The organism is Xanthobacteraceae bacterium, from assembly GCA_019454205.1.
Classification (GTDB): Bacteria; Pseudomonadota; Alphaproteobacteria; order Rhizobiales; family Xanthobacteraceae.
Window position 1 is genome coordinate 2889104 of sequence record CP075369.1, and the last position, 23360, is coordinate 2912463.

The 23360-nt window shown below is 62.8% G+C and carries 21 protein-coding genes; 11 read left to right on the plus strand and 10 right to left on the minus strand.

Translation table 11 applies throughout. From position 1 onward, the window contains the following. Window positions 1-322 precede the first annotated feature (322 nt). The 6 genes from KF794_14645 (at window position 323) to KF794_14670 (ending at window position 7622) form a co-directional block, all read left to right on the plus strand. On the plus strand, window positions 323-661 hold the full coding sequence (locus KF794_14645; protein ID QYK44969.1) for a P-II family nitrogen regulator: 339 nt from the start codon (window positions 323-325) through the stop codon (window positions 659-661). 40 nt (window positions 662-701) lie between these two features. Continuing rightward, the gene (locus KF794_14650) at window positions 702-2141 is read left to right on the plus strand and encodes an ammonium transporter (GenBank protein ID QYK44970.1); all 1440 of its coding nucleotides are present in this window, start codon (window positions 702-704) and stop codon (window positions 2139-2141) included. 170 nt (window positions 2142-2311) lie between these two features. Next, the gene (locus tag KF794_14655; protein ID QYK46723.1) at window positions 2312-3517 is read left to right on the plus strand and encodes an aminotransferase class I/II-fold pyridoxal phosphate-dependent enzyme; all 1206 of its coding nucleotides are present in this window, start codon (window positions 2312-2314) and stop codon (window positions 3515-3517) included. 11 nt (window positions 3518-3528) lie between these two features. Beyond that, window positions 3529-5988, plus strand: a complete 2460-nt coding sequence (locus KF794_14660; protein QYK44971.1) for a DNA translocase FtsK 4TM domain-containing protein — start codon at window positions 3529-3531, stop codon at window positions 5986-5988. Between the two features lie 152 nt (window positions 5989-6140). Then, window positions 6141-6800 carry an outer-membrane lipoprotein carrier protein LolA gene (locus tag KF794_14665; protein ID QYK44972.1) on the plus strand — a complete coding sequence of 220 codons (660 nt, stop codon included), beginning with the start codon at window positions 6141-6143 and terminating at the stop codon, window positions 6798-6800. 3 nt (window positions 6801-6803) lie between these two features. Next, window positions 6804-7622, plus strand: a complete 819-nt coding sequence (locus KF794_14670; GenBank protein QYK44973.1) for an exodeoxyribonuclease III — start codon at window positions 6804-6806, stop codon at window positions 7620-7622. 3 nt (window positions 7623-7625) lie between these two features. Here the strand turns inward: KF794_14670 and KF794_14675 are convergent, their stop codons facing one another. Together KF794_14675 and KF794_14680 are read right to left on the minus strand one after the other, a co-directional pair. Next, entirely contained in the window at window positions 7626-8087 is a 462-nt protein-coding gene (locus KF794_14675) for a Crp/Fnr family transcriptional regulator (protein ID QYK44974.1), read from the minus strand. A gap of 6 nt (window positions 8088-8093) precedes the next feature. Continuing rightward, on the minus strand, window positions 8094-8780 hold the full coding sequence (locus KF794_14680; GenBank protein ID QYK44975.1) for a response regulator transcription factor: 687 nt from the start codon (window positions 8778-8780) through the stop codon (window positions 8094-8096). Between the two features lie 119 nt (window positions 8781-8899). On the opposite strand from KF794_14680, the gene KF794_14685 reads away from it, so the two are divergent. Further along, window positions 8900-9430, plus strand: a complete 531-nt coding sequence (locus tag KF794_14685; GenBank protein QYK46724.1) for a L,D-transpeptidase family protein — start codon at window positions 8900-8902, stop codon at window positions 9428-9430. A 6-nt stretch (window positions 9431-9436) separates the two neighbouring features. On the opposite strand, the gene KF794_14690 is transcribed toward KF794_14685, so the two are convergent. The 3 genes from KF794_14690 to KF794_14700 all read right to left on the minus strand — a co-directional run bounded on the left by KF794_14690 (window position 9437) and on the right by KF794_14700 (window position 11282). Next, the gene (locus tag KF794_14690) at window positions 9437-10165 is read right to left on the minus strand and encodes a hypothetical protein (protein ID QYK44976.1); all 729 of its coding nucleotides are present in this window, start codon (window positions 10163-10165) and stop codon (window positions 9437-9439) included. A 104-nt stretch (window positions 10166-10269) separates the two neighbouring features. Next, the gene (locus KF794_14695) at window positions 10270-10941 is read right to left on the minus strand and encodes a YggS family pyridoxal phosphate-dependent enzyme (GenBank protein ID QYK44977.1); all 672 of its coding nucleotides are present in this window, start codon (window positions 10939-10941) and stop codon (window positions 10270-10272) included. Between the two features lie 110 nt (window positions 10942-11051). Further along, on the minus strand, window positions 11052-11282 hold the full coding sequence (locus KF794_14700) for a DUF2171 domain-containing protein (GenBank protein QYK44978.1): 231 nt from the start codon (window positions 11280-11282) through the stop codon (window positions 11052-11054). A gap of 132 nt (window positions 11283-11414) precedes the next feature. Here KF794_14700 and leuS point away from each other — a divergent pair, with 132 nt between their 5' ends. The 3 genes from leuS to KF794_14715 are packed head-to-tail and all read left to right on the plus strand — an operon-like array spanning window position 11415 to window position 15604. Beyond that, window positions 11415-14030 carry a leucine--tRNA ligase gene (gene leuS, locus KF794_14705; protein ID QYK44979.1) on the plus strand — a complete coding sequence of 872 codons (2616 nt, stop codon included), beginning with the start codon at window positions 11415-11417 and terminating at the stop codon, window positions 14028-14030. After that, entirely contained in the window at window positions 14017-14562 is a 546-nt protein-coding gene (locus KF794_14710) for a hypothetical protein (GenBank protein QYK44980.1), read from the plus strand. The genes leuS and KF794_14710 overlap by 14 nt, the downstream gene beginning before the upstream one ends. Before the next feature lie 13 nt (window positions 14563-14575). Further along, window positions 14576-15604: a DNA polymerase III subunit delta gene (locus tag KF794_14715; GenBank protein ID QYK44981.1), complete on the plus strand. Its 1029-nt coding sequence runs from the start codon at window positions 14576-14578 to the stop codon at window positions 15602-15604. Window positions 15605-15641: 37 nt separating this feature from the next. Here KF794_14715 and KF794_14720 read toward each other — a convergent pair whose 3' ends face one another. From KF794_14720 to mnmE, 5 genes are all read right to left on the minus strand, one after another. Next, entirely contained in the window at window positions 15642-16511 is an 870-nt protein-coding gene (locus KF794_14720; protein QYK46725.1) for a ParB/RepB/Spo0J family partition protein, read from the minus strand. Between the two features lie 30 nt (window positions 16512-16541). Next, a complete protein-coding gene (locus tag KF794_14725; GenBank protein ID QYK44982.1) occupies window positions 16542-17372 on the minus strand; it encodes a ParA family protein in 831 nt (276 codons plus the stop codon). A 19-nt stretch (window positions 17373-17391) separates the two neighbouring features. Then, window positions 17392-18030, minus strand: a complete 639-nt coding sequence (gene rsmG / locus KF794_14730; protein ID QYK44983.1) for a 16S rRNA (guanine(527)-N(7))-methyltransferase RsmG — start codon at window positions 18028-18030, stop codon at window positions 17392-17394. Next, entirely contained in the window at window positions 18027-19877 is a 1851-nt protein-coding gene (gene mnmG, locus KF794_14735) for a tRNA uridine-5-carboxymethylaminomethyl(34) synthesis enzyme MnmG (protein ID QYK44984.1), read from the minus strand. The genes rsmG and mnmG overlap by 4 nt, the downstream gene beginning before the upstream one ends. Window positions 19878-19969: 92 nt before the next feature. Next, entirely contained in the window at window positions 19970-21313 is a 1344-nt protein-coding gene (gene mnmE / locus KF794_14740) for a tRNA uridine-5-carboxymethylaminomethyl(34) synthesis GTPase MnmE (protein QYK46726.1), read from the minus strand. Window positions 21314-21334: 21 nt separating this feature from the next. On the opposite strand from mnmE, the gene KF794_14745 reads away from it, so the two are divergent. Then, the gene (locus KF794_14745) at window positions 21335-23353 is read left to right on the plus strand and encodes a thioredoxin domain-containing protein (protein QYK44985.1); all 2019 of its coding nucleotides are present in this window, start codon (window positions 21335-21337) and stop codon (window positions 23351-23353) included. Window positions 23354-23360: the final 7 nt, after the last annotated feature.

The window sequence follows — 23360 nt, forward strand, 5'->3', positions numbered from 1 at the left end:
CGAAAAAAGAACGCGCGGTATTGGTTTGCCGCGCGTTTTTGTTGACTGCTTTATTTTTAATCACGCCTTCCCGTGATGCCTTCATTTTAGGCGGAAAATCGCCTGTTTGCGGCAACCCCGTGGCGAGTGCCGTGGGCTGCCTGTTTTTGAGTCAGCCAAACCCTTGAGACTCCACTGAATCCTGCACTGCACCCGAGTCTGGCACGAGGCTTGATTAGAGAGCAGCCGACTCGCCTGCGGGAGCCATTTCCCATGGGCGGAGTCCGATCAGCACGTCCGGCGGCAGTCCTTGTCTCCGGCACCACTGGGGGACAGGAACCAAATGAAGATCGTCATGGCCATCATCAAGCCGTTCAAACTGGAGGAGGTGCGCGATGCCCTCACCGGGATCGGCGTACACGGACTGACCGTTACCGAGGTCAAGGGCTACGGAAGGCAGAAGGGTCACACCGAGATTTATCGCGGCGCTGAATACGCGGTGAATTTCCTGCCGAAGCTCAAGGTCGAAGTCGCGGTTGCTACTGACCAAGTGAAGAAGGTGATCGACGCGATCACCGGGGCCGCCAAGACCGGCCAGATCGGCGACGGAAAGATTTTCGTCTTCTCGATCGATCAAGCGGTGCGGATCCGCACCGGCGAACAGAACGCCGATGCGCTCTGATCCCCGTAACAATCTCAGCTATGTGATGGAGAATTCTCCCATGACGTTCAAGAAACTCATTAGCGCGGGCCTTCTCGCGCTGGCGGCAGCGGTCTTCGTTGCCGATCCGGCGTTTGCGCAGGCCGCGACGGTTAACAAGGGCGACACGACCTGGATGATGGTTGCGACCATCGTCGTGCTGGTGATGACCGTTCCCGGCCTCGCCCTGTTCTACGGCGGTCTCGTCCGCTCGAAGAACATGCTCTCGATGCTCATGCAGATCGGTTACACGGTCTGTATCGTCATCCTGATCTGGGTGATCTACGGCTACTCGCTGGCTTTCACCGGCGGTTCCGAATTCATCGGCGGCTTCACCAAGGCCTTCCTCTCCGGCGTAACCGCGGAAAGCCTCGGCGGCACCTTCACGGATCGCGTCGCGATTCCGGAACTGGTGTTCGTGATGTTCCAGGCGACTTTCGCCGCCATCACCGCCTCCCTCCTGCTCGGCTCGGTCGCCGAGCGCATGAAGTTCGCGGCGGTCGCCGTGTTCATCCCGCTCTGGGTCACGTTCGTCTATTTCCCGATGGCGCACATGGTCTGGTACTGGGCTGGTCCGGACGCGACCGTTGACGCGGTGAAGGCTCTTGCCGCGGCTGCTCCCGATGCCAAGGCGAAGGCGCAGGAAGCGCTCGACGCTCTCGGCGCGGATGCAGGCTTCATCTTCAAGCTCGGCGCGATCGACTTCGCGGGCGGCACGGTCGTTCACATCAACTCCGGTATCGCCGGTCTCGTTGGTGCGATCATCGTCGGCAAGCGTCTCGGCTACGGCAAGGAGCTGATGCCTCCGCACTCGCTGGTGATGACCTACATCGGCGCCATGCTGCTCTGGTTCGGCTGGTTCGGCTTCAACGCCGGCTCCAACCTCGAAGCAGCCGGCTCGGCGATCGTCGCCTTCGTCAACACCTTCGTTGCCACCGCTGCGGCCGCCTTCTCATGGGTGATCGCGGAATGGCTGACCAAGGGTAAGCCCAGCCTGCTCGGCCTTGTCTCCGGCATCGTCGCGGGTCTCGTGGCCGTCACTCCGGCTGCCGGTTTCGGCGGCGCGATGGGCGTCCTCGTACTCGGCCTCGTCGCCGGCGTGGTCTGCTACTTCTTCTGCACCGTCGTGAAGAACATCTTCAAGTACGACGACGCACTGGACGTGTTCGGCATCCACGCGGTCGGCGGTATCGTCGGCGCCATCGGCACGGGCATCGTTGTCGCCCCGTACCTCGGCGGCACCGGTATCTTCGACTACACGATCAACAAGGTTGCCGACTACGACATGGCGACCCAGGTGCTCGCGCAGATCAAGGGCGTGCTCGTGACCATCGTCTGGTCGGGCATCGGTTCCGCGATCCTGTTCTACATCGTGAAGTTCACCATCGGCCTGCGTCCGACCCCGGATCAGGAGCGCGAAGGTCTGGACATCACCGATCACGGCGAACGCGCCTACAACTAAGTCTGGCGGGCCGGGACGAAATCCCGGCCCTCCTTACAAAAGTAAGGAAACCCCGGCTCTCGCGAGCCGGGGTTTTTCTTTGCCGCCATGGCACTTCTTCCGATGGTTAAACGCGTCTTAACCGCCGATTCCTAATGTCGGTGCCTGCAATCGAAGGCTTCGAGGCGGGCATGGCGGGAAGCGAACTGGCCGGGCGGGATCAGCGTGCGAGCTTGCGCTCGCCGTTCGTGCGGCTGACCGAACTGCTCGGCACGGCGCAGCCAGGAAAAGCACCGATCAATCTTTCGGTCGGCGAACCGCGTCACCCGGTTCCGAGTTTCGTCGCGCCCGTACTCGCCACACATATAAGTGGCTTCGGCAAATACCCGATGCTGCGCGGCACCGACCGCTTCCGGCAGGCCGCCGCGAACTGGCTTGGGCGCCGTTACCGCTTGCCGCGCGCAATCGATCCCACGAAAGAAGTGCTGGTGCTGAACGGCAGCCGCGAGGGTCTTTTTCTCGCAGCGCTCGCAGCCAAGCGCCTGCTCGGAAGTCGCGGCGGCAAACCCGCGATGATCGTGCCCAACCCGTTCTATCCGGCCTATGGCGCGGGCGCGGAAGCCGCCGGATGCGAACTGATCGCGCTGCCCGCAACGCGCGAAACCAATTTCATTCCCGATTACGACGCGCTCTCCGACGAAACGCTCGCGCGTGCGCTCGCGATCTATCTCTGCTCGCCCGCGAACCCGCAAGGTTCGGTGCTGCCGCGCGAAACGCTCTCGAAAGTCATCGCGCGCGCGCGCAAGGCCGGTACCTTCGTCTTTGCCGACGAATGTTATTCGGAAATCTGGCTCGGCGAGGACAAGCCCGCCGGCGCGCTCGAATCCTGTGGCGAGCGTTTCGACAACGTGATCGCCTTCAATTCGCTCTCGAAGCGCTCGAACCTGCCGGGACTGCGCTGCGGCTTCGCCGCGGGCGACGAGAAATTCATCACGGCCTTCGGCGAACTGCGCAACGTATCAGCGCCGCAAGTGCCGGAACCGCTGCAAGAAGTCGGCGTCGCCGCCTATTCCGACGAATATCACGTCGACGATACGCGCAAGCTCTATCGCGAGAAGTTCGACCTCGCCGATGAGCTGCTGGGAAGCCGTTTCGGCCACCGCCGTCCCGATGGCGGGTTCTTCCTTTGGCTCGACGTCTCCGAGATCGGCGACGACGAGACCGCGGCACGTGCGCTCTGGACCGAAGCGGGGCTGCGAGTCGTGCCCGGTTCCTATCTTGCGCGCACCGGCGCGGACGGCGCCAATCCCGGCGCGGGCTATATCCGCGTCGCACTCGTCGACGATGTGAAAACGACAAAAGAAGCGCTTACGCGCCTCGCCAGTTTCCGGAAGTAACGGATTTGAACATGCGACAGTCTTCCACCCGCAGCGCCGATTTGTTTCCCGAGGAAGTGATGAGCGCGTTCCGCCGCCGCCTCGAAGAACTGCGCGGCCTCGCGCTGATCGGCGTCGCCGCGCTCGCCGTCGCCGCACTTGCAACGTGGTCGGCACAGGATCCGAACTTCAACTTCGCGATCGACGGCAAGGTGAAGAACCTGCTCGGCCGTCCCGGCGCGGCCTTTGCCGATTTCACGATGCAGGTGTTCGGCCTCGCTTCGCTTGCCATCGTACTGCCGCTCGCCGTGTGGGGCTGGCTGATGCTGACCCACCGCGCGGCCCCGCGCTGGAAGCTGCGCATCGCATTCTGGCTCGGCGGCATCCTGCTCGCTTGCGGATTTTTTGCCTGCTTCAAATCGCCGGCAAGCTGGCCGCTTCCGAATGGCCTTGGCGGTTCGATCGGCGAAACCCTGCTTGCGATTCCCGCGCTCGTGATCGGGTCGAGCGCGAACGCAAGCCGCATCCTGCTCGGCCTTGTCTTCGGAATGCCGATGGTTTTCACGCTTGCCGTTGCAATGGGTGCGGGCTTCCGCGACGAACCGTCAGTCGCGGCCGACGAAGACGAGAGTGAAGAAGACGATGCCGATGCAGCGTCTCCGCGCATGGGCTTCTTCGGCCGCATCTCTGCGTTCTTCGGTGCGATCACGCACATGGTCTATGCATTGCGCACGCGACTTGCGGGCCGCCGTCCGCCGCGCGTGAAGCGCTCGTGGCGCGAACGCCTTGCCGCGTTGTTCTCCGGCGATCCGGAAATCACTCCGTCGAGAAAGCGGCAGGAGCCGACGCTGGTGCCGGGCCGCGGCGCCGACGCGCGCGACGATAACGAAGAAGAATATGAGGAAGACGAATACGAGGACGAAGAAGACGAACCGCGCCGTGCGCGCGGGCCCTCGACCATCAAGAAGTCGGCGCCGCGGCGGCGCGGCTCGCACAAACTCCCCGGCTTCGATCTCCTCACGGCGCATACCGGCTCGCGCGCGCCGGCGCTTTCCGACAAGGCGCTGGAGGAAAACTCGCGCGGCCTCGAAGCCGTGCTCGAAGACTTCGGCGTCGAGGGCAAGGTCGTCAACGCACGCCCCGGCCCGGTGGTTACGCTCTACGAACTCGAACCTGCGCCCGGCATCAAATCGTCGCGCGTAATCGGCCTCGCCGACGACATCGCGCGCTCGATGAGCGCGGTCTCCGCTCGTGTCGCGGTTATTCCCGGCAAGAACGCAATCGGCATCGAACTGCCGAACCCAAAACGCGAAAAGGTTTTCCTGCGCGAGCAACTCGAATCGAGAGACTTCCGCGACACGCCCGCGAAACTTCCGATCTGTCTCGGCAAGACCATCGGCGGCGAGCCGGTGATCGTCGATCTGGCGCGCATGCCGCATTTGCTGATCGCGGGCACTACCGGCTCCGGCAAATCGGTCGCGATCAACACCATGATCCTTTCGCTGCTCTACCGGCTGCGCCCGGAAGAATGCCGTCTGATCATGGTCGACCCGAAGATGCTCGAACTCTCCGTCTATGACGGCATTCCGCATTTGCTCTCGCCGGTCGTGACCGACCCGCGCAAGGCTGTGATCGCGCTGAAATGGGCCGTGCGCGAAATGGAAGACCGCTACAAGAAGATGTCGAAGCTCGGCGTGCGCTCCATCGACGGCTTCAACGAATCGGTCGCGGACGCTGCGGCGAAGGGCAAGACCATCAAACGCACGGTGCAGACCGGCTTCGACCGCGAGACCGGCGAAGCGATCTACGAAACCGAGGAAATGTCGCTCGAACCGCTGCCCTACATCGTCGTCGTGGTCGACGAAATGGCCGACCTGATGATGGTCGCGGGCAAGGACATCGAAGGCGCGATCCAGCGCCTCGCGCAGATGGCGCGCGCGGCTGGCATCCATTTGCTCATGGCGACGCAGCGCCCTTCGGTCGACGTCATCACCGGCACCATCAAGGCCAACTTCCCGACCCGTATCTCCTTCCAGGTGTCGTCGAAGATCGATAGCCGCACCATCCTGAACGAGCAGGGCGCGGAACAACTGCTCGGTCAGGGCGACATGCTCTACATGGCCGGCGGCTCGCGCGTGTCGCGCGTGCACGGCCCGTTCGTCTCCGACGCCGAGGTCGAGCGCGTGGTACGCCACCTGAAAGAACAGGGCGTGCCGGAATATCTTGAAGAAATCACCGCCGAGCCGGAAGGTGAGGACGGCGGCGCGGTGTTCGACAAGAGCAGCATGGGCGAGGAGGGCGGCGACCTCTACGAGCGCGCGGTCGCCATCGTGCTGCGCGATAAAAAGGCATCGACCAGCTACGTCCAGCGCCGTCTACAAATCGGCTATAACCGAGCCGCCACGCTGATCGAGCGGATGGAAATGGAGGGCGTCATCAGCGCCCCGAACCACGCCGGAAAACGTGAAATCCTCGCGGGCGGCGGCGAATAACCGCCCCCGCAACGTCGCCAAATCGCCATATCCGAACCCTACGTCAGCGTACGAAAAGTTTTGATGTCCGGTGCCCTGCCTGCGCTTCCGCCGGGGACGAGATTACAGGTACAAATCGCGGAAACGTCGGGCGGCATGATTCGGATCGCGGCATGAACTCCAGAAGCCTCACCCTTCTTCTTTCCGGCGCGCTGCTCGCGTTCAGTTTCGCCGCGCCCGCAACCGCGCAGGCCCCGAAACAACAGACCCAGAATGCGCCCGCCGGCCAGTTCGACGAAGCGCAGCGCGCATCGCTCGAAGGCGTGAACAAGTTTTTCAATTCGACGATGATCCTGAGCGGCAAGTTCCATCAGGTTGGCCCCAACGGCGCGAAGACCGAAGGCCAGTTTTACTTACAACGGCCGGGGCGCATGCGTTTCCAGTATGACGACCCCAGCCCGATCGAACTGATCGCCGACGGCTCGTCGCTAGCGGTGCGTGACCGCAATCTCGCGACGCAGGATCTCTATCCCATCGGCCAGACGCCGCTTCGCTTTCTGCTGGCGGAACGGATCGACCTGCTGAAAGACAGCAACGTCACTGCCGTATTCCGCGACGAGCTTTTCGTCACAGTCGTCATCAACGAGAAGTCGGCGCTGGCCGGCACGCATCGCCTGATGCTGATGTTCGGCGCGAAGGACTACCAGTTGAAGCAGTGGACCGTGACCGATCCGCAGGGTCTCGACACCACGGTCGCGATCTACGACCTTAACACCAAGAAACGCCCCGACCCTTCGCTGTTCGTGATCGACTACACGACCTACCGGCAATAATTCGTGCCGCTTTCGATCGCGACCTGGAACATCAATTCCGTCCGTTTGCGCTTTCCGCAAGTGAAACGGTTTCTCACCCGCTTCGCGCCGGACGTTTTATGCTTGCAGGAAATCAAGACGCCGGAAGAATTCTTCCCCGCCGATCAGTTCAGGAAGCTCGGCTACGAGCACGTCGCAATCCACGGCCAGAAGGGCTATCACGGCGTCGCTGTCGTCTCGAAACTTCCGTTCGAGGACCAGACGCGAAACTTTTTCTGCGGCAAAAACGACGCGCGCCATATCTCGGTGACCTTCGAGCGCAAGGCGAAGCTCGCAAAGCCGCTAACCGTTCATAACTTCTACGTTCCGGCCGGCGGCGATATTCCCGATCCGAAGCTGAACGAGAAGTTCGAGCACAAGCTGCGCTTCCTCGACGAACTGGCTAGTTGCTCGATCGCGAAGGATTCGAAGCGCGGCGCGCGTTCCATTCTGGTCGGCGACCTGAACGTCGCGCCTTTGGAGCATGACGTCTGGAGCCACAAGCAGCTGCTGAAGATCGTCAGTCACACGCCGGTCGAAACCGAAAAGATGGGTGTCGCGCAAAAGGCCGGTCAATGGATTGACGTGATGCGCTCCTTCGTTCCCGCGGACCAGAAGCTCTACACCTGGTGGAGCTATCGCGCGCCCGACTGGGCCGCCGCTGACAAAGGCCGCCGGCTCGACCACATCTGGGCCAGTCCGGCGCTCGAAGGCGCTGCGCGCGAAATGAAAGTGTTCAGGCCCGCGCGCGGCTGGCAACAGCCGTCCGACCACGTGCCGGTGATCGCGGCCTTCGAGGTCTGAGATTCAGGAAAGCGGCTGCTCGAAGCGCGGCAGCACCACGTCGAGATCGCGCACCGCTGCGCCGATTCTCTCCCGCAAGAATTGCTGCAACAACGCAGCCGCCTTCGGCTCGCCTTCCAGCATGCGCATGAATACGCCGCGGGTAATGCGGATCAGCGTAGACGGCTCCAGTGCTGTCGCCTGTGCGGGCCGGTCGGTTTCGATCATCAACGCCATTTCGCCGATCATGCTGCCCGCGCGCACGATGTTCGGCTCGTCCGCTTTCGATCCCGCCTTGCGCAAACGAATTGCGCCTGCTGCAACGACATAGGCACAGTCCGCAGGCTCGCCTTCCTCGAACAACGTGTCGCCGGAACGCAGATGCATCTGCTCCGCACTGATCGCGATGACGCGCAGTCCATCCGGACCGAGCGCGCGGAAAGTCGGGATTCGGCGCAGGAGGGCGATGTCGTCGTCGAGCGCCATGAAGCGTTACGGCACCAGCTTGTAGCCGCCGGCCTCGGTCACGAGCAGCGCCGCGTTCGAAGGATCGAGTTCGATCTTCTGGCGCAGACGATAGATGTGCGTTTCCAGCGTGTGCGTGGTCACGCCGGAATTGTAGCCCCATACTTCCGTGAGCAGTACTTCGCGCGACACCGGCGTCTTGCCGGCGCGATACAGGTAGCGAAGGATCGCCGTTTCCTTTTCCGTGAGCCGCGTCTTCTTGCCTTTTTCATCCACCAGCAATTTCGCGCCGGGACGGAAAGAATAGTGGCCGACCGGGAAGATCGCGTCCTCGCTCGCTTCGTGGCTGCGCAGTTGCGCGCGGATACGCGCGAGCAGCACCGCGAACTTGAACGGCTTGGTGACATAATCGTTGGCGCCGGATTCGAGGCCGAGCACGGTGTCGGAATCCGTGTCGTGGCCTGTCAGCATGATGACGGGCGACTTGAAGCCGTTTTTCCGCATGAGGCGGACCGCCTCGCGGCCGTCCATGTCGGGCAGCCCGACATCCATGATGAGAAGGTCGACGTGGCCCTTCTTCATGCGTTCGATCGCGGCCTGCGCATTGTCGAGCGCTTCGGTCGTGAATTCCTGATGGAGGGCGAGCTGTTCAATCAGCGTATCGCGCAATTCGGCGTCATCATCCACGATGACAAGGGTGCGTGCACTGGCCATGACGGTTGAGAACCCGTGATCAATTATTGTTGGCGCGGGAGTAACGAACTGCGCCTTGCTATTCAAGAGTTTGACATTACACGCTTTTGTGTGCGGGCGGAACGAGACGGGGAAACGTGGTGAAGGACACCGGAGTCGGCACAATCCGGGTCGCGGCGGCGGCGGGAACCCGCACGCGTGGGCATCTGAGCGCCGGAAACCACGTTTTTCCGGTCGCTCTGGGCCGGGGCGGCATCCTCGCAAATAAACGTGAGGGCGACGGCGGTACTCCGCGCGGCCGCTTCCGCCTTCTGCGAATCTGGTGGCGCCCCGACCGCATGCCCCGTCCACGCACGAAACTCCCCCTTCGCCGAATCGGAAAGAATGATGGCTGGTGCGAGGACCCGCGCGACCGCAACTACAACCGCCCCGTCAAGCTCGCTCCCGGCAGCACGGCCGACCGGCTATGGCGCGACGATCATCTCTACGATCTGATCGTCGAGCTGGACCACAACACGCGGCCCCGCGTGCCTTATCGCGGCAGTGCCGTGTTCATCCATTTCGCGCGCAGGGGATTCACGCCGACCGCGGGCTGCGTCGCGCTGAAACGCGGCGACTTGCAGAAGCTGCTCGCGCTCCTCGCGCGCGATTGCCGGATCGAGATTTACTGAACGCGTCTAGTTGCCGAGCGAGAAGCGATACGCGGTTGCGAACGTAATCCAGCGCGAATTTTCGCCCGCGAGATTACGCCCAAGAATAATATCCGCACTCCATGCTTCGACCGGCCGCCAGCGCAGGCCTAGTTGTCCGCGCGGACGCAATACGCTCGGCGGGATGTCGATGCCGTTGCCAGTAAAGCCGAACACTTCCGCGGTCACGATCCACATGTTGTCCGGCGTGCGCACGTCGATGCCTGCGCCGTAAGCGAAGAAATTGCGATCCAGCGTCTTGTCATGCGTCCAGCCTGCGTTGAGGTTCAACCGCGCCACATTGGAAAAGCGCATCGTCGCAGGCACCAGCACCGTGACCTGCGTGTTCTCGCCGGTCGCGGCATCGAAGGTCGCGTTCGTGGTGATGGCAAGACCGAACTCACCAACGCCGCTGTCTTTCAGCTTGACCTTGATCTTGGGCGTAAACGCGCTCGCATATTCACCGTCGGCGCGCGTACGGTCGAACTGCACGGCAAACTCGGTCGGACGATACAGCGCGAGCGAACAGGATGGACTGAACGACGCGAGCATGTCGCGGTTTCGCGCGAGAGACGTCCATGCTTCGAGCTTGCAGCCGTCTGCCACTTCGGACGTATCGACGTTGTAAGCGGTGCCCGCTGCTTTCGCGTCATTCGATGACAACGCCGCGAAGAAAACGGCCAGCACCGCGCACGCGCCAGCCCTGAACGCAATCATGAAAGCCCTCAACGCCCCGTTTCCGCGGGATTATCTGCACATCGCAAGTGGCCCGTCCACGGCCTGCCTGTCGTAGCGAAGCCACATAAAAACGCGATGAGAAATCAGGCCGCCCTGGGACGGCTGCCGAAGATCGCGCTTCCTACCCGTACATGGGTCGCACCAAGCGCGATGGCGGAGGCAAAGTCTGCGCTCATGCCCATCGAGAGCAGCTTCAGCCCGTTGCGCTCCGCAATCTTCTTCGTCAAGGCAAAATGCGGCGCGGGCGCTTCCTCGACCGGCGGAATGCACATGAGGCCCGCGACGGGAAGCGTGTAAACTTCTCGGCATTCGCGGATAAAGGCATCCGCCTGCTCGGGCAACACACCGGCTTTTTGCGGCTCCGCGCCGGTATTGACCTGCACGAACAGAAGCGGCGGCTTTCTCGTCTTCTGGATTTCTTTTGCAAGCTCGGCGGCAAGCTTCGGCCGGTCGAGCGAATGGATTGCGTCGAACAGCGAGAGAGCTTCCTTCACCTTGTTCGATTGCAGCGGGCCTACCAAATGCAGTTCGATGCCGGGAAAGCGCTCGCGCAACGCGGGCCACTTGCCCTTCGCTTCCTGCACGCGGTTTTCGCCAAACAACTTCTGCCCCGCTTCGATCACGGGCAGGATTTCCGGCGCATCGAATGTCTTGGAAATCGCGAGCAGGTTCACGGATGCGCTCTCGCGCCCTGCGTCTCTGCACGCGCGCGCGATCTGCTTCCTGACTTCTTCCAGTCCACTGACGGCATTCATGCGGCCAGCATCGCGATACGCGCCGCGCCGTCAAGCATCGAGACCGGCAGAAAGAAGCCCGGCATTCCGAATGAAATGCCGGGCTTTGAGTTTATGCGAAGTGCGGCGTGTCAGGCCGCCGCTTTCCATTGCTGCTTCGCTTCCTGCGTCGATTTGTTCAGGTGAACGTGTTCATCGACGCGCTCTACCCACGACAGCGGGATCAAATGGTGCTTGCCGTCGGCGGCGTCGGACTTCGTCAGCTTGATCTTGTCCGCGCCTTCCAGATGGTCGACCGTGCCGAGATGCTCGCCGTCCGAGCCCAGCACTTCCATGTGTTCCTTGATTTCGAACTTGTTCATGGCGTTTCTCCTTGTATTTCAAGGATTAACCCCTTGATTTGGCTATGGTTCCTGTACGCTCCCGGACGTTGACCCGGATTGCGTTTCCGTGGTTCCGTCCGCGCCGAACACACTGGAAAGACTGCCGATTCAATGAGCGCCGAGCGTTACAACGCCCGCGAGGCCGAGCCTCGCTGGCAGAAGATCTGGGACCAGCGCGAAATCTTCAAAACGAAGAACGACGACCCGCGCCCGAAATATTACGTGCTTGAGATGTTCCCCTATCCGTCGGGGCGCATCCATATGGGTCACGTCCGCAACTACACGATGGGCGACGTGGTCGCGCGCTACAAGCGCGCCAAGGGCCACAACGTGCTGCATCCGATGGGCTGGGACGCGTTCGGCATGCCGGCCGAGAACGCGGCGATGCAGAACAAGGTTCACCCGAAAAAGTGGACCTACGAAAACATCGACACCATGAAGAAGCAGCTCAAGTCGATGGGCCTGTCCCTTGACTGGAGCCGTGAAATCGCGACCTGCGATCCGAGCTATTACCGCCACCAGCAGAAGATGTTTCTGGATTTCTGGAAAGCGGGACTCGTCGAGCGCAAGATTTCCAAAGTGAACTGGGACCCGGTCGACATGACAGTGCTCGCCAACGAGCAGGTCATCGACGGCAAGGGCTGGCGCTCCGGTGCGGAAGTAGAACAGCGCGAGCTGACGCAGTGGTTCTTTAAAATCACTGATTACTCGCAAGAACTTCTCGACGCGCTCGATACGCTGGATCGCTGGCCTGAAAAAGTCCGGCTCATGCAGAAGAACTGGATCGGCCGTTCGGAAGGACTGCTGTGCCGCTTCATGCTGACGAAGCCCGAAGGCGAATTCTCCGAAGTCGAAGTCTTCACCACGCGCCACGACACGTTGTTCGGCGCGAGCTTCGTTGCGATCTCGCCCGATCATCCGATTGCCAAGGCGATTGCGGCACGCGACCCGAAAGCGGTCGCGTTCATCGACGAGTGCAAGAAGATCGGCACCGCGCAGGAAGCAATCGACAAGGCCGAGAAGCTCGGCTTCGACACCGGCCTTCGCGCGAAGCATCCGTTCGACGAGACGTGGCAGCTTCCCGTTTACATCGCAAACTTCGTGCTGATGGATTACGGCACGGGCGCGATCTTCGGCTGTCCCGCGCACGACCAGCGCGACCTCGATTTCGCCCGTAAATACGGGCTTCCCGTGCTTCCCGTGGTCGTGCCGGAAGGCAGCGATCCTGCAACTTTCAAAGTCGGCGACGAGGCATATGTCGAGGACGGCAGGATCGCGAACTCGCGCTTCCTCGACGGCATGACCGTCGAACAGGCGAAGCAGGAAGTCGCGGGCAGGCTCGAAAAGCAAAGCATCGGCAACCGTCCCGTCGCGCAGCGCCGCGTGCAGTTCCGCCTTCGCGACTGGGGCATTTCGCGCCAGCGCTACTGGGGCTGCCCGATCCCGGTGATCCACTGCGAGAAGTGCGGTGTCGTGCCGGAGAAGGACGCGAACCTTCCCGTCACACTCCCCGAAGACATCGAGTTCGACCGTCCCGGCAATCCGCTCGACCGTCATCCGACGTGGACGAAAGTGTCATGCCCGCAATGCGGCGGCAGCGCGCGGCGCGAGACCGACACGATGGACACCTTCGTCGATTCGTCCTGGTACTTCCTGCGCTTCACCGCGCCCGACGCGCCGACGCCGACCGACCTCAAGGCCGCGCAACACTGGATGCCTGTCGATCAGTATATCGGCGGCGTCGAGCACGCGATTTTGCATTTGCTCTACTCGCGCTTCTTCACGCGCGCGATGAAGAAGACCCATCACGCGAACATCGACGAGCCGTTCAAGGGGCTGTTCACGCAGGGCATGGTCGTCCACGAGACGTACCAGAAGAAGGACGGCACCTTCGTTTCGCCCGCTGAAGTGAAAATCGAACTCGACGGCGACAAGCGCAAGGCCGTGCTGCTCTCGGACGGCGAGCCGGTCACCATCGGCCCGATCGAGAAGATGTCGAAGTCGAAGCGCAACACCGTCGATCCCGACGACATCATGGAAACCTACGGCGCCGATGTCGCGCGCTGGTTCATGCTTTCCGACTCGCCGCCAGAGCGCGACGTGGAATGGACCGAAGATCGCGTGCAGGGTGCATCGCGCTTCGTGCAGCGGCTGTATCGTATCGCGAACGAACTTGCCGCCATCGGCGCGAAGCCGGGCACCACAAAGCCCGCGCAGTTTTCAGACGCCGCGACTTCCGTTCGCAAGGCCGCGCATCAGGCGCTCGCCCGCGTCGGCGAAGACATCGAGAAGCTGCGCTTCAACCGTTGCGTCGCGCACATCTACGAGGCCGCGAACGCCATCGGCACCGCGGCGGACGCGAACAAGAACCCCTCGCCCGACATGGCCTGGGCGTTCCGGGAAGCGGCCGAAATCCTCATCCGTATTTCCGCCCCGATGATGCCGCATCTGGCGGAGGAGTGCTGGGCGGCGCTGGGACATCAAAATCTCATCGCGGAACAGCCTTGGCCGGCGGTCGAGGCGGGGCTTCTGGTGGAGGACACCATCACCCTCCCCGTCCAGATCAACGGCAAGAAACGGGCGGATGTCACGGTTTCCCGCGATGCCGCCCCCGCGGAAGTCGAAAAGGCCGTGTTAGCTTTGGATGCGGTACAGTCGGCCCTTGGCGGAAAGTCCCCGAAGCGGATCGTCGTGGTTCCGCAGAGAATTGTGAATGTCGTTGCGTAACCTGACGAAATCCAAGGTTCTGGCCCGCTTCGCGGCGCTCGCCCTGCTGGCGGGCACGCTCGCCGGCTGCTTCCAGCCCATGTACGGCCAATCGACCCTGATCGGCACCGGCCCGTCGCTGCGCGATGCCCTCCGCGACGTCGAGGTGGTCGAGATCAAAGGCCGCCTCGGACAGGAACTGCGCAACGACCTGATCTTCGAACTGACCGGCGGCGAGGGCAATCCGAAAGGCGCGCCCTACAAGCTGGTGATGGTGCTGACCTCCGGCAGCCAGATTCCGCAGGTCGATGTCGTCTCCGGCCGCGCGCTCTCCGAGATCATTTCCCTCGACGTGCAGTACCAGCTGCGCGACTCCACCAACAACAACCGCATCCTGCTGACCGAGAAGGCGCTCGCCCGCGTCACCATCGACCGCTCGCAGCAGCGCTTCGCCGCCGTGCGCGCGCTCCGCGATGCGCAGAACCGCGCGGCGAAGATCGTCGCCGAGCAGATCCGCTCGCGCCTCGCCTCTTATTTCCTGACCCGCACCTGATACAATCGGTTCGATGGTCGCGCTGCGCTCCAACGAACTCGACACCTTCTGCCAGGATCCCGACCCGCGTTATCCGGTGGCGCTGATCTATGGCCCGAACCGCGGGCTGGTCAGCGAGCGCGTGCAAACGCTGCTCGCGAGCGTGCGTGCCAACTTCGGCAAGGACAGCGAGGTCGTCGTGCTGGAAGGCGATGCGCTCGCTTCCGATCCCGGACGGCTCGCGGACGAGACCCGCAGCATCGGCCTGTTCGGCGGCAAGCGCGCGCTGCATGTCCGCGCCGGTTCGCGCTCGTTCGCCGATTCGCTGAAAGCGCTGTTCGCTGATGTGCCCTCCGAAACATTCGTACTGATCGAAGGGGGCGACCTCGCGAAGAACGCGCCGCTCCGTTCGCTATGCGAAGCCTCACCGAAATGCGCGGTCATCCCCTGCTACGAAGACGACGCGCGCCAGCTCGGCGCATTGATCGACAGCTCGCTCCTGCGTGAAGGAAAAGCCATCGACCGCGATGCGCGCGAAACGCTGCTGAGCCTTGTCGGCGCCGACAGGCTGGCGACCCGCGCGGAGATCGAGAAACTCATCTTTTATGTAGGCGACGCAAACCGCATCACACTCGACGATGTGCGCGCGGTCGTGGCGGACGCTTCCGCACTCGCCATCGACGACGTGGTCGATGCCGCGGCCGCCGGCGACGCAAAGGCCGCACTCCGCGCGCTTGCCCGCGCGCGCGAAGCGGGCACTTCCGCCGGTTCGTTGCTCAACGCCGCGATCCGCCATGTCTCGCAACTGCATCGCATCGCGCTACAGATGGAAGCAGGCGAGCGAAATGTCGACGAACTCCTGAAACGCGCGCGCGTGTTTTTTCGCCGCTCGGACGCCTATAAGCGCGCGCTGAAGCGCTTCGGTTCGCTCCCGCTGGAGAAGGTGCTGGTTGCGCTCGGCGAAGCCGAACTGGAAAGCCGCCGCTCCGCGCACCTCTCCGACAGCATCGTCGAGCGTGCGATCCTCTCGCTTGCCGAACGCGGAAAATCGCGCGCCGCCTAGCCGCGCGATTCAGCCTGAAAATAAAGGACTTCTGAAGCTACGAGCGGACGCCGAGCTTGCGGCAGATCGCGTCGAGCTGTTCCAGCGTCTTGTAATTGATCTTGATGTCGCCGCGCGAACCGCGATTGTTGATCGCGACCGACAGGCCGAGATGATCGGTCAGCTTGCGCTCCAGCGCGCGCACGTCCGCAGTCTTCGATGCCTTCGACTTCGCCGACTTGGCCTTCGTGCTGGAGCGTTCCGGCGTCAGCGCCTCGACGTCGCGAACATTCATGCCGCCTTCGACGATGGCCTTCGCCATCTTCTCCGGATTGTCGTGGGTGAGCAGCGCGCGCGCATGGCCCGCGGTCAGCTTGCCCTCGGAGAGATATTTTTTCACGCTCGACGGCAATTTCAGAAGCCGGATCGTATTCGCAATGTGGCTGCGGCTCTTGCCGACCACCTTCGCAAGATCGTTCTGGCTGTAGTGGAATTGCTCGATCAGGTTCTCGTAACCCGCCGCTTCTTCCAGCGGGTTGAGGTCGGAACGCTGCACGTTCTCGACGATGGCGATTTCGAGCGCTTCCTTGTCGTTGATTTCAAGGAGCGTGACCGGAACGTCATGCACGCCAGCGCGCTGCGCCGCCCGCCAGCGCCGCTCGCCGGCGACGATCTCGTATTGGTCTTTCTTGCCGCTGACCGGACGAACCAGGATCGGCTGCAGGATTCCCTTCTCGCGGATCGAGGCGGAGAGATTGTCGAGTTCTTCCGAGTCGAACTGCTTGCGCGGGTTCTTCGCGCTCGGCTTCAGGAATTCGATGGGAACGCGCTTCTGTCCGCGCGCGCGTTCGATCGCGGCCGACTCGTCGCCGACATCGCCGATCAGCGCCGCAAGTCCACGTCCTAACCGGGAGCGTTCTTCCGCCATCGCCATTACCGCTGTTCCCGCGTCACTTGCTTACGCGGCCGCCAGCGCACGTTCGCGCTGCACGATTTCGGATGCGAGTTTCAGGTACGCCTGACTGCCGACGCACTTAAGGTCGTAGAGCAACACCGGCTTGCCGTAGGACGGCGCTTCCGAGACGCGCACGTTGCGCGGGATCACGGTGTCGAAAACTTTCTTGCCCATGAACTGGCGCACGTCCGCGACCACCTGGTCGGAGAGATTGTTGCGCGCATCGTACATGGTGAGCACGACGCCGTGGATGGTGAGCGAGGGATTAAGGTTCACCTTCACCTGCTCAACCGTCTTCAGGAGTTGCGACAGGCCTTCGAGCGCGAAGAACTCGCATTGCAACGGAACCAGCACTGCGTCGGACGCTGACATGGCGTTGATGGTGAGCAGGTTCAGCGAAGGCGGGCAGTCGACGAGAATATAAGAGTACCCGTCACCGGCGAGCTTGCCGTCCGCGCCGACGCTGGGACGGGAAAGTTTTCCTATCGCGTTCCGCAGCCGGTGCGCACGGTCGCGCGCCGTCGCCAGCGAAAGTTCGAGGCCGGAGAGGTCGAGCGTGGACGGCGCGATGTGCAGGCCGGGCACCGCGGTCTGCAAAATGATCTCGGACATCTGCGCGTCGCCGACCAGCACGTCGAAGGTCGAGCGGGTCCGCGCCTTGCGGTCGATGCCGAGGCCGGTGGAGGCGTTGCCCTGCGGATCGAGGTCCACGATCAGCACCCGCTCGCCGATGGCGGCCAGCGCCGTGCCGAGGTTGATAGCGGTCGTGGTCTTGCCGACCCCGCCCTTCTGGTTGGCGAGGGAAAGTACCCGGGGACGAGTGAGTGTGGTCATGGCCGCATCCGTTGGCGCGCTAGCGCCGCTCTGCCTTGTCGATCAGGAGGATTCTACCACGCGGATCGGTCAGGCTGTTTCTTAAGTGATGCTTAACGTTCCAAGATTTAGCGGCTGTAGTCAATTCTTCATCTATATCTTGGGACTTGAGGAATACGCCCTTTGCACCCGCTTTCAGAAACTCTTCCGATAGCTCCAGCAACTTAGGCAATGGCGCGAAAGCGCGCGCGGTGATCCTGTGAATTCGTGTGGCTATCCGTTTCGCTACCGACTCGACCCTTTCCGCATAAACGTCCGCGGACGCATTCGAGATGCGCGCGGCCTCGCGAAGGAACGAAGCCTTGCGCGTGTCGCTCTCGACGAGATGAAATTTTTTGTCCGGCGCGGCGATGGCGAGCACGAGCCCCGGAAAGCCGCCGCCGCTGCCGACATCCACAATTTCTTTCGCGTCTTCGATGTAGGGCAGCAGCTGCAGGCTGTCCGCGATGTGCCGCGTCCAGAGCGTATCGAGCGTCGAAGGCGCGACGAGCTGCACCACGCGCTGCCATTTCAGGAAATGTTCGGCGAAGCGCTCCAGCCGTTCCTGTGTTTCACGTGAAACGGGCGTGAGCCGAAGCGCGGCCTCGCGATCCTTCGCGAGATTTTTCTCTTCAGTCATCCGGCCTTGCGGCGTGCATGAAGCGCGAGCAGGCCGAGCGCCGCCGGCGTCATGCCTTCGATGCGGTTCGCATGGCCGAGCGTGCGCGGACGCACCGTGTGGAGCTTCGCGCGAAGCTCGTTCGAGAGGCCGGGGATGGCGTCGAAGTCCATCGCCTCCGGCAATGCCATTGCCTCGTCGCGGCGGAAGCGGTCGGCGTCCTCGCGCTGGCGGTCGAGATAGACCGAATACTTCGCATCGATCTCAAGCTGTTCCGCGATGGCGGGTTCGAGCACCGCGAGGCCCGGCCAGATTTTCGCGACCTGCGCACTGGTAATGTTCGGATAGGACAACAGGTCGAAGGCCGTGCGCCGTTGTCCGTCGCGGTTCAGAACGATACCGAATCGATCGGCTTCGTTCGGCGTCACCGATACCGAGTTTGCTTCCGCGCGCGCGGCCTCCAGTGCGGAGAGTTTCTTCCCGAACGCATCGGCGCGCTCGGTACCGACGCAGCCAATCGCGATGCCCTTTGCCGTCAGCCGCTGGTCCGCATTGTCGGCACGCAGCGCAAGCCGGTATTCGGCGCGCGACGTGAACATCCGGTACGGCTCCGTGACTCCCCTCGTAATCAGGTCGTCGATCATCACGCCGAGATAAGCTTCCGCGCGGTCGAACGTGATGGCGTCGCCTCCACCCGCGCGCCGCGCTGCATTGAGACCTGCGACCAGACCCTGTGCCGCCGCTTCTTCGTAGCCGGTGGTGCCGTTGATCTGGCCGGCGAGAAACAACCCCGGGATTTTCTTCGTCTCAAGCGATGCGGTGAGTTCGCGCGGATCGACATGGTCGTATTCAATCGCGTAGCCCGCGCGCTTCATGACCACCTTTTCGAGGCCCGGAATGGTCGCGAGCAAGGCCTGCTGCACGTCTTCGGGAAGCGAAGTGGAAATGCCGTTCGGATAGACGGTGTCGTCGTCGAGTCCTTCCGGCTCCAGGAAGATCTGGTGCCCGTCGCGCTCGCCGAAGCGCACGATCTTGTCTTCGATCGACGGGCAGTAGCGCGGGCCGCGGCTTTCGATGCGTCCCGAATACATCGCCGAGCGATGGATGTTGTCGCGAATAACCCGGTGCGTTGCTTCGGTCGTGCGGGTGATTCCGCATTCGACCTGACGGTTTTCGATGCGCGCCGTCAGCATCGAGAACGGCTCCGGCGGATTGTCGCCGGGCTGCATCTCCAGCAACTTCCAGTCGATGGTTTTGCCATTGAGCCGCGGCGGCGTGCCGGTCTTTAGCCGCGCAAGCGTGATGTCGAAAGCAGAGAGCGTTTTCGAAAGTCCGAGCGCGGGCGCCTCGCCGGCGCGGCCCGCAGGGATTTGTTGCTCGCCGATATGGATGAGGCCACGCAAAAACGTGCCGGTGGTGAGCACCACCGCACCGCAGGCGATCTCGCGGCCATCCGCAAGGCGCACGCCCCCGATCTTTCCGCTCACAAGAACGAGGTCGTCGGCCTCGCCTTCGATGATAGTGAGATTGTCCTGCGTGGATAACGCGCGCTGCATCGCCGCCGCATAGAGCTTGCGGTCCGCCTGCGCACGAGGACCACGCACGGCAGGCCCTTTGCGTTTGTTCAGAACGCGAAACTGAATACCTGCCGCATCCGCGACGCGACCCATCAGCCCGTCGAGTGCATCCACTTCGCGAACGAGGTGGCCTTTGCCCAAACCGCCGATCGCAGGATTGCAGGACATCGCGCCGATGGTTGCGAACTTGTGCGTGACCAACGCGGTCTTCGCACCCATGCGCGCGGAAGCGCTCGCGGCTTCAGAGCCGGCGTGCCCGCCTCCCACAACGATGACGTCGAATGTCTGCATAGGCCGAGTCCTCTAGCGCGGATCGAAGACTCGTCAAAGGCGTGTTTCACGTGAAACACCCTCATGCCGCGCGCGTGGCGCGCGTTAACCTTTCATTTACCAATACAGAAAGAACTGAAAATCTTGTCGAGCACGTCTTCGACGTCGACCCGCCCCGTGATGCGGCCGAGCGCGCGGGCGGCGAGCCGCAGTTCCTCGGCAAAGAGTTCTTCCTGGCCCGGCTTGGCCAACGAAAGCGCGGAAGAAATCCGCTCCGCTGCTTCACGCAAGGCAACGCGCTGGCGCTCGCGCGTCACCAGCGCAGGCTCGCCGGCGAAGCGTTCGGCTTCTTTGGAGAGCCGCCGCAGCAGCTCGTCGATTCCTGCGCCGGTCCTTGCGGAAATCGAAAGGGAACCCTGCGGACTCAAGGGTCGTTTCGAGTCTGAATCGATCAGGTCGGCTTTGGTCCGGATACGCCAGATCGTTTGATGCGGCTGCGCGGTAAGAGAAATTGTTTCACCATTCGCAGCCTCGAGCAGCAGAACGAGATCTGCCGATTCCGCGCGCTTCATCGCGCGGCGTACGCCCTCCTGCTCTATGGGATCAGCCGTATCCCTGATGCCCGCCGTATCGACCAGCACCACCGGCACGCCGTTCAGATCGAGCGCTACTTCGAGCGCGTCGCGGGTCGTGCCCGGAATATCGGAGACAATCGCCACATCGCGCTGCGCCAGCACATTCAGGAGCGTCGACTTGCCTGCGTTCGGCGCCCCAGTGATCGCAACGGAAAAACCTTCGCGCAGACGCTCGCCACGGCGCGCATCGGCAAGCGCCGCCTCGATCTCTAAGAGCATTGCCCGCCCGGCCTCCGCAGCGGGAGCGATCAGATTCTCCGGCACATCTGCTTCGTCGGAAAAATCCAAGTTCGCTTCGATCAGCGCCATCGCCTCGATGAGCCGCTCGCGCCACGCCTCCACCTTCTTCGACAGCGCGCCTTCGTACTGACGCATGGCCTGACGGCGCTGTGCTTCCGTCTCCGCGGAGACGAGATCGCCAAGACCCTCTGCATGAGAAAGGTCCATCTTGCCGTTCAGCACCGCGCGCTTCGTGAACTCTCCGGCTTCGGCGGGGCGAAAGCCGGGCAATGTCCCCAGCACCGCAAAAACCCGCGCGAGGATGGCGCGGCCGCCATGCAGATGCAGCTCGACCATGTCCTCGCCGGTCTCGCTGCGCGGTCCCTGAAACCAGAGCGCCAGTGCGTCGTCGATTGTTTCACGTGAATCAGGGTCGATGAGGCGCGCGCGCGCGGCGCGGCGCGGCTCCGGTAATTTCACGTCGAATGTTTCGAGTCCGACTCGAGCGTTGAGTCCGCTGATTCTTACGACCGCTATGGCCGCCGGAAGCCGCCCGCTTGAAAGCGCATAAATCGTATCCTCGCTCACGCGAACGCTCTCCAGATCGTCGTGTTAGAAAATCGCATGTCCGAAAATCGCCTCGCAAACGAGACCAGTCCCTACCTGATCCAGCACAAGGATAACCCGGTTCACTGGTGGCCATGGTCCCCGGAAGCATTTGCCGAAGCCAAGCGCCAGAACAAGCCCGTCCTGCTCTCCATCGGCTACGCCGCGTGCCACTGGTGCCATGTAATGGCCCACGAGAGCTTCGAGGACGAGGCGACCGCGGCGGTGATGAACAATCTGTTCGTGAACATCAAAGTCGATCGCGAGGAGCGTCCCGAGGTCGACGAGATCTACATGAGTGCGCTCCAGCATCTCGGCGAACAGGGCGGCTGGCCGCTCACCATGTTTCTCGACGCGGACGGCAAGCCGTTCTGGGGCGGCACGTACTTTCCGAAGACTGCGCAATACGGGCGGCCCGGCTTCACCGACGTCCTGCGCGAGATTTCGCGCATCTATCGCGAGGAGCCGGAGAAGGTCGGCAAGAACCGCGACGCGCTCGTGCGCGCGCTTCGCGAAAAAGCGCGGCCGGCGGGGAAGGTGACCATCGGCGTCGAGGAACTGAACCACCTGGCGAACCAGTTTCTCAACCTGTTCGACATGGAGAAGGGCGGCATCCGCGGCGCGCCGAAGTTTCCGCAAAGCGCGATTCTCGAAATGCTCTGGCGAGCAGGGGAGCGGGCAAGCGAACGTACCGCCTCCGAACCATTCTTCAGCGCGGTCATCGTCTCGCTACGGCAAATGTGCGAGGGCGGCATCTACGATCACCTCGGCGGCGGCTTCGCGCGCTACTCGGTCGACGACCGCTGGCTGGTCCCGCATTTCGAGAAGATGCTCTACGACAACGCGCAGCTCCTCGAGCTGCTCGCGCTCGCATGGCAGAGGACCAAAGACGACCTGTTCCGCCGACGCGCGCGCGAAACCGTCGAATGGCTGAAGCGCGAGATGATCGTCGAGGGCGGCGGTTTTGCCTCCAGCCTGGACGCCGACTCCGAAGGCGAGGAAGGCAAGTTCTATGTCTGGTCGCTGGCCGAGGTGGAGCGCGTGCTCGGTGCGCAAAACGCCGCCGCCTTCGCGAAGGCCTACGACATTACGCCGAGCGGCAACTTCGAAGGCCACAACATTCCGAACCGGCTGCTCTCCGGCAGCGCTTCCGATGACGAGGAAACGCAACTCGCTCCGCTCCGCGCGAAACTTCTCGAAGCACGCGCAAAACGAGTCCGCCCCGGCCTCGACGACAAGGTGCTCGCCGACTGGAACGGGCTGATGATTGCCGCGCTGGCCAACGCCGGCGCGATGTTCAACGAGCCATCATGGATTGATTTAGGCGCGCGCGCTTTTCGTTTCGTCTCCGACTCGATGGCGAAGGGGGCGCGCCTCGGTCATTCGTACAGGGCAGGCGGTCTTTTGTTTCCCGGCCTGTCGTCCGACTACGGCTCGATGATCCGCGCCGCGCTCGCATTGCATCGCGCGACGGGCGAGCACGGTTACCTCGAACGTGCCGCCGAATGGGAGGGGCTGCTGGAGCGCCACCACGCCAACCCGGAAACCGGCGGCTACTTCCTGACCGCCGATGACGGCAACGAGCTGATCCTCCGCCCCGCCTCGACCCGCGACGATGCCATCCCGAACCCCCATGCATGGATGGCGCAGAGCCTGATTCGCCTTGCCGCGCTAACAGGACAATATTCCTATAAAGAAAAAGCCGACCGCCTGTTCGAAGGCGTGCTGCCGCTGGCGGTCGCCAACCTGTTCGGCCATGCCGCGCTGCTGGCCGCGCTCGATTCGCGGTTGCGGCTGACCGAAATCGTCGTGACCGGAAACCGCGCGGAAGAATTCGCGAAGGCCGCGCTTGTACAATCCTTCCTTGCAAGCGTGTTGCTTCGCGCGCCGGACGAGTCCTCGCTTCCCGCCGGTCATCCGGCGCGGGAAAAGGTCGCCGCTGCGAAAGGCGAGGGCGCGGCTTTCATCTGCCGCGGAGAGACCTGCTCGCTGCCGATCACGCACCCGTCGAAACTGGCGGAAGCGCTCGCGACGTAGCACGCGC

Bases quoted from the DNA above. Each gene is read 5' to 3' on its own strand.
- KF794_14645 (QYK44969.1), top strand. From the start codon at position 323: ATGAAGATCGTCATGGCCATCATCAAGCCGTTCAAACTGGAGGAGGTG.
- KF794_14710 (QYK44980.1), top strand. From the start codon at position 14,017: ATGTCGTTGCGTAACCTGACGAAATCCAAGGTTCTGGCCCGCTTCGCG.
- KF794_14665 (QYK44972.1), top strand. From the start codon at position 6,141: ATGAACTCCAGAAGCCTCACCCTTCTTCTTTCCGGCGCGCTGCTCGCG.
- mnmG (QYK44984.1), bottom strand. From the start codon at position 19,877: ATGCAGACATTCGACGTCATCGTTGTGGGAGGCGGGCACGCCGGCTCT.
- KF794_14745 (QYK44985.1), top strand. From the start codon at position 21,335: ATGTCCGAAAATCGCCTCGCAAACGAGACCAGTCCCTACCTGATCCAG.
- KF794_14725 (QYK44982.1), bottom strand. From the start codon at position 17,372: ATGACCACACTCACTCGTCCCCGGGTACTTTCCCTCGCCAACCAGAAG.
- KF794_14700 (QYK44978.1), bottom strand. From the start codon at position 11,282: ATGAACAAGTTCGAAATCAAGGAACACATGGAAGTGCTGGGCTCGGAC.
- KF794_14695 (QYK44977.1), bottom strand. From the start codon at position 10,941: ATGAATGCCGTCAGTGGACTGGAAGAAGTCAGGAAGCAGATCGCGCGC.
- KF794_14720 (QYK46725.1), bottom strand. From the start codon at position 16,511: ATGGCGGAAGAACGCTCCCGGTTAGGACGTGGACTTGCGGCGCTGATC.
- KF794_14660 (QYK44971.1), top strand. From the start codon at position 3,529: ATGCGACAGTCTTCCACCCGCAGCGCCGATTTGTTTCCCGAGGAAGTG.
- KF794_14680 (QYK44975.1), bottom strand. From the start codon at position 8,780: ATGGCCAGTGCACGCACCCTTGTCATCGTGGATGATGACGCCGAATTG.
- KF794_14715 (QYK44981.1), top strand. From the start codon at position 14,576: ATGGTCGCGCTGCGCTCCAACGAACTCGACACCTTCTGCCAGGATCCC.
- leuS (QYK44979.1), top strand. From the start codon at position 11,415: ATGAGCGCCGAGCGTTACAACGCCCGCGAGGCCGAGCCTCGCTGGCAG.
- KF794_14655 (QYK46723.1), top strand. From the start codon at position 2,312: ATGGCGGGAAGCGAACTGGCCGGGCGGGATCAGCGTGCGAGCTTGCGC.
- rsmG (QYK44983.1), bottom strand. From the start codon at position 18,030: ATGACTGAAGAGAAAAATCTCGCGAAGGATCGCGAGGCCGCGCTTCGG.
- KF794_14650 (QYK44970.1), top strand. From the start codon at position 702: ATGACGTTCAAGAAACTCATTAGCGCGGGCCTTCTCGCGCTGGCGGCA.
- KF794_14690 (QYK44976.1), bottom strand. From the start codon at position 10,165: ATGATTGCGTTCAGGGCTGGCGCGTGCGCGGTGCTGGCCGTTTTCTTC.
- KF794_14675 (QYK44974.1), bottom strand. From the start codon at position 8,087: ATGGCGCTCGACGACGACATCGCCCTCCTGCGCCGAATCCCGACTTTC.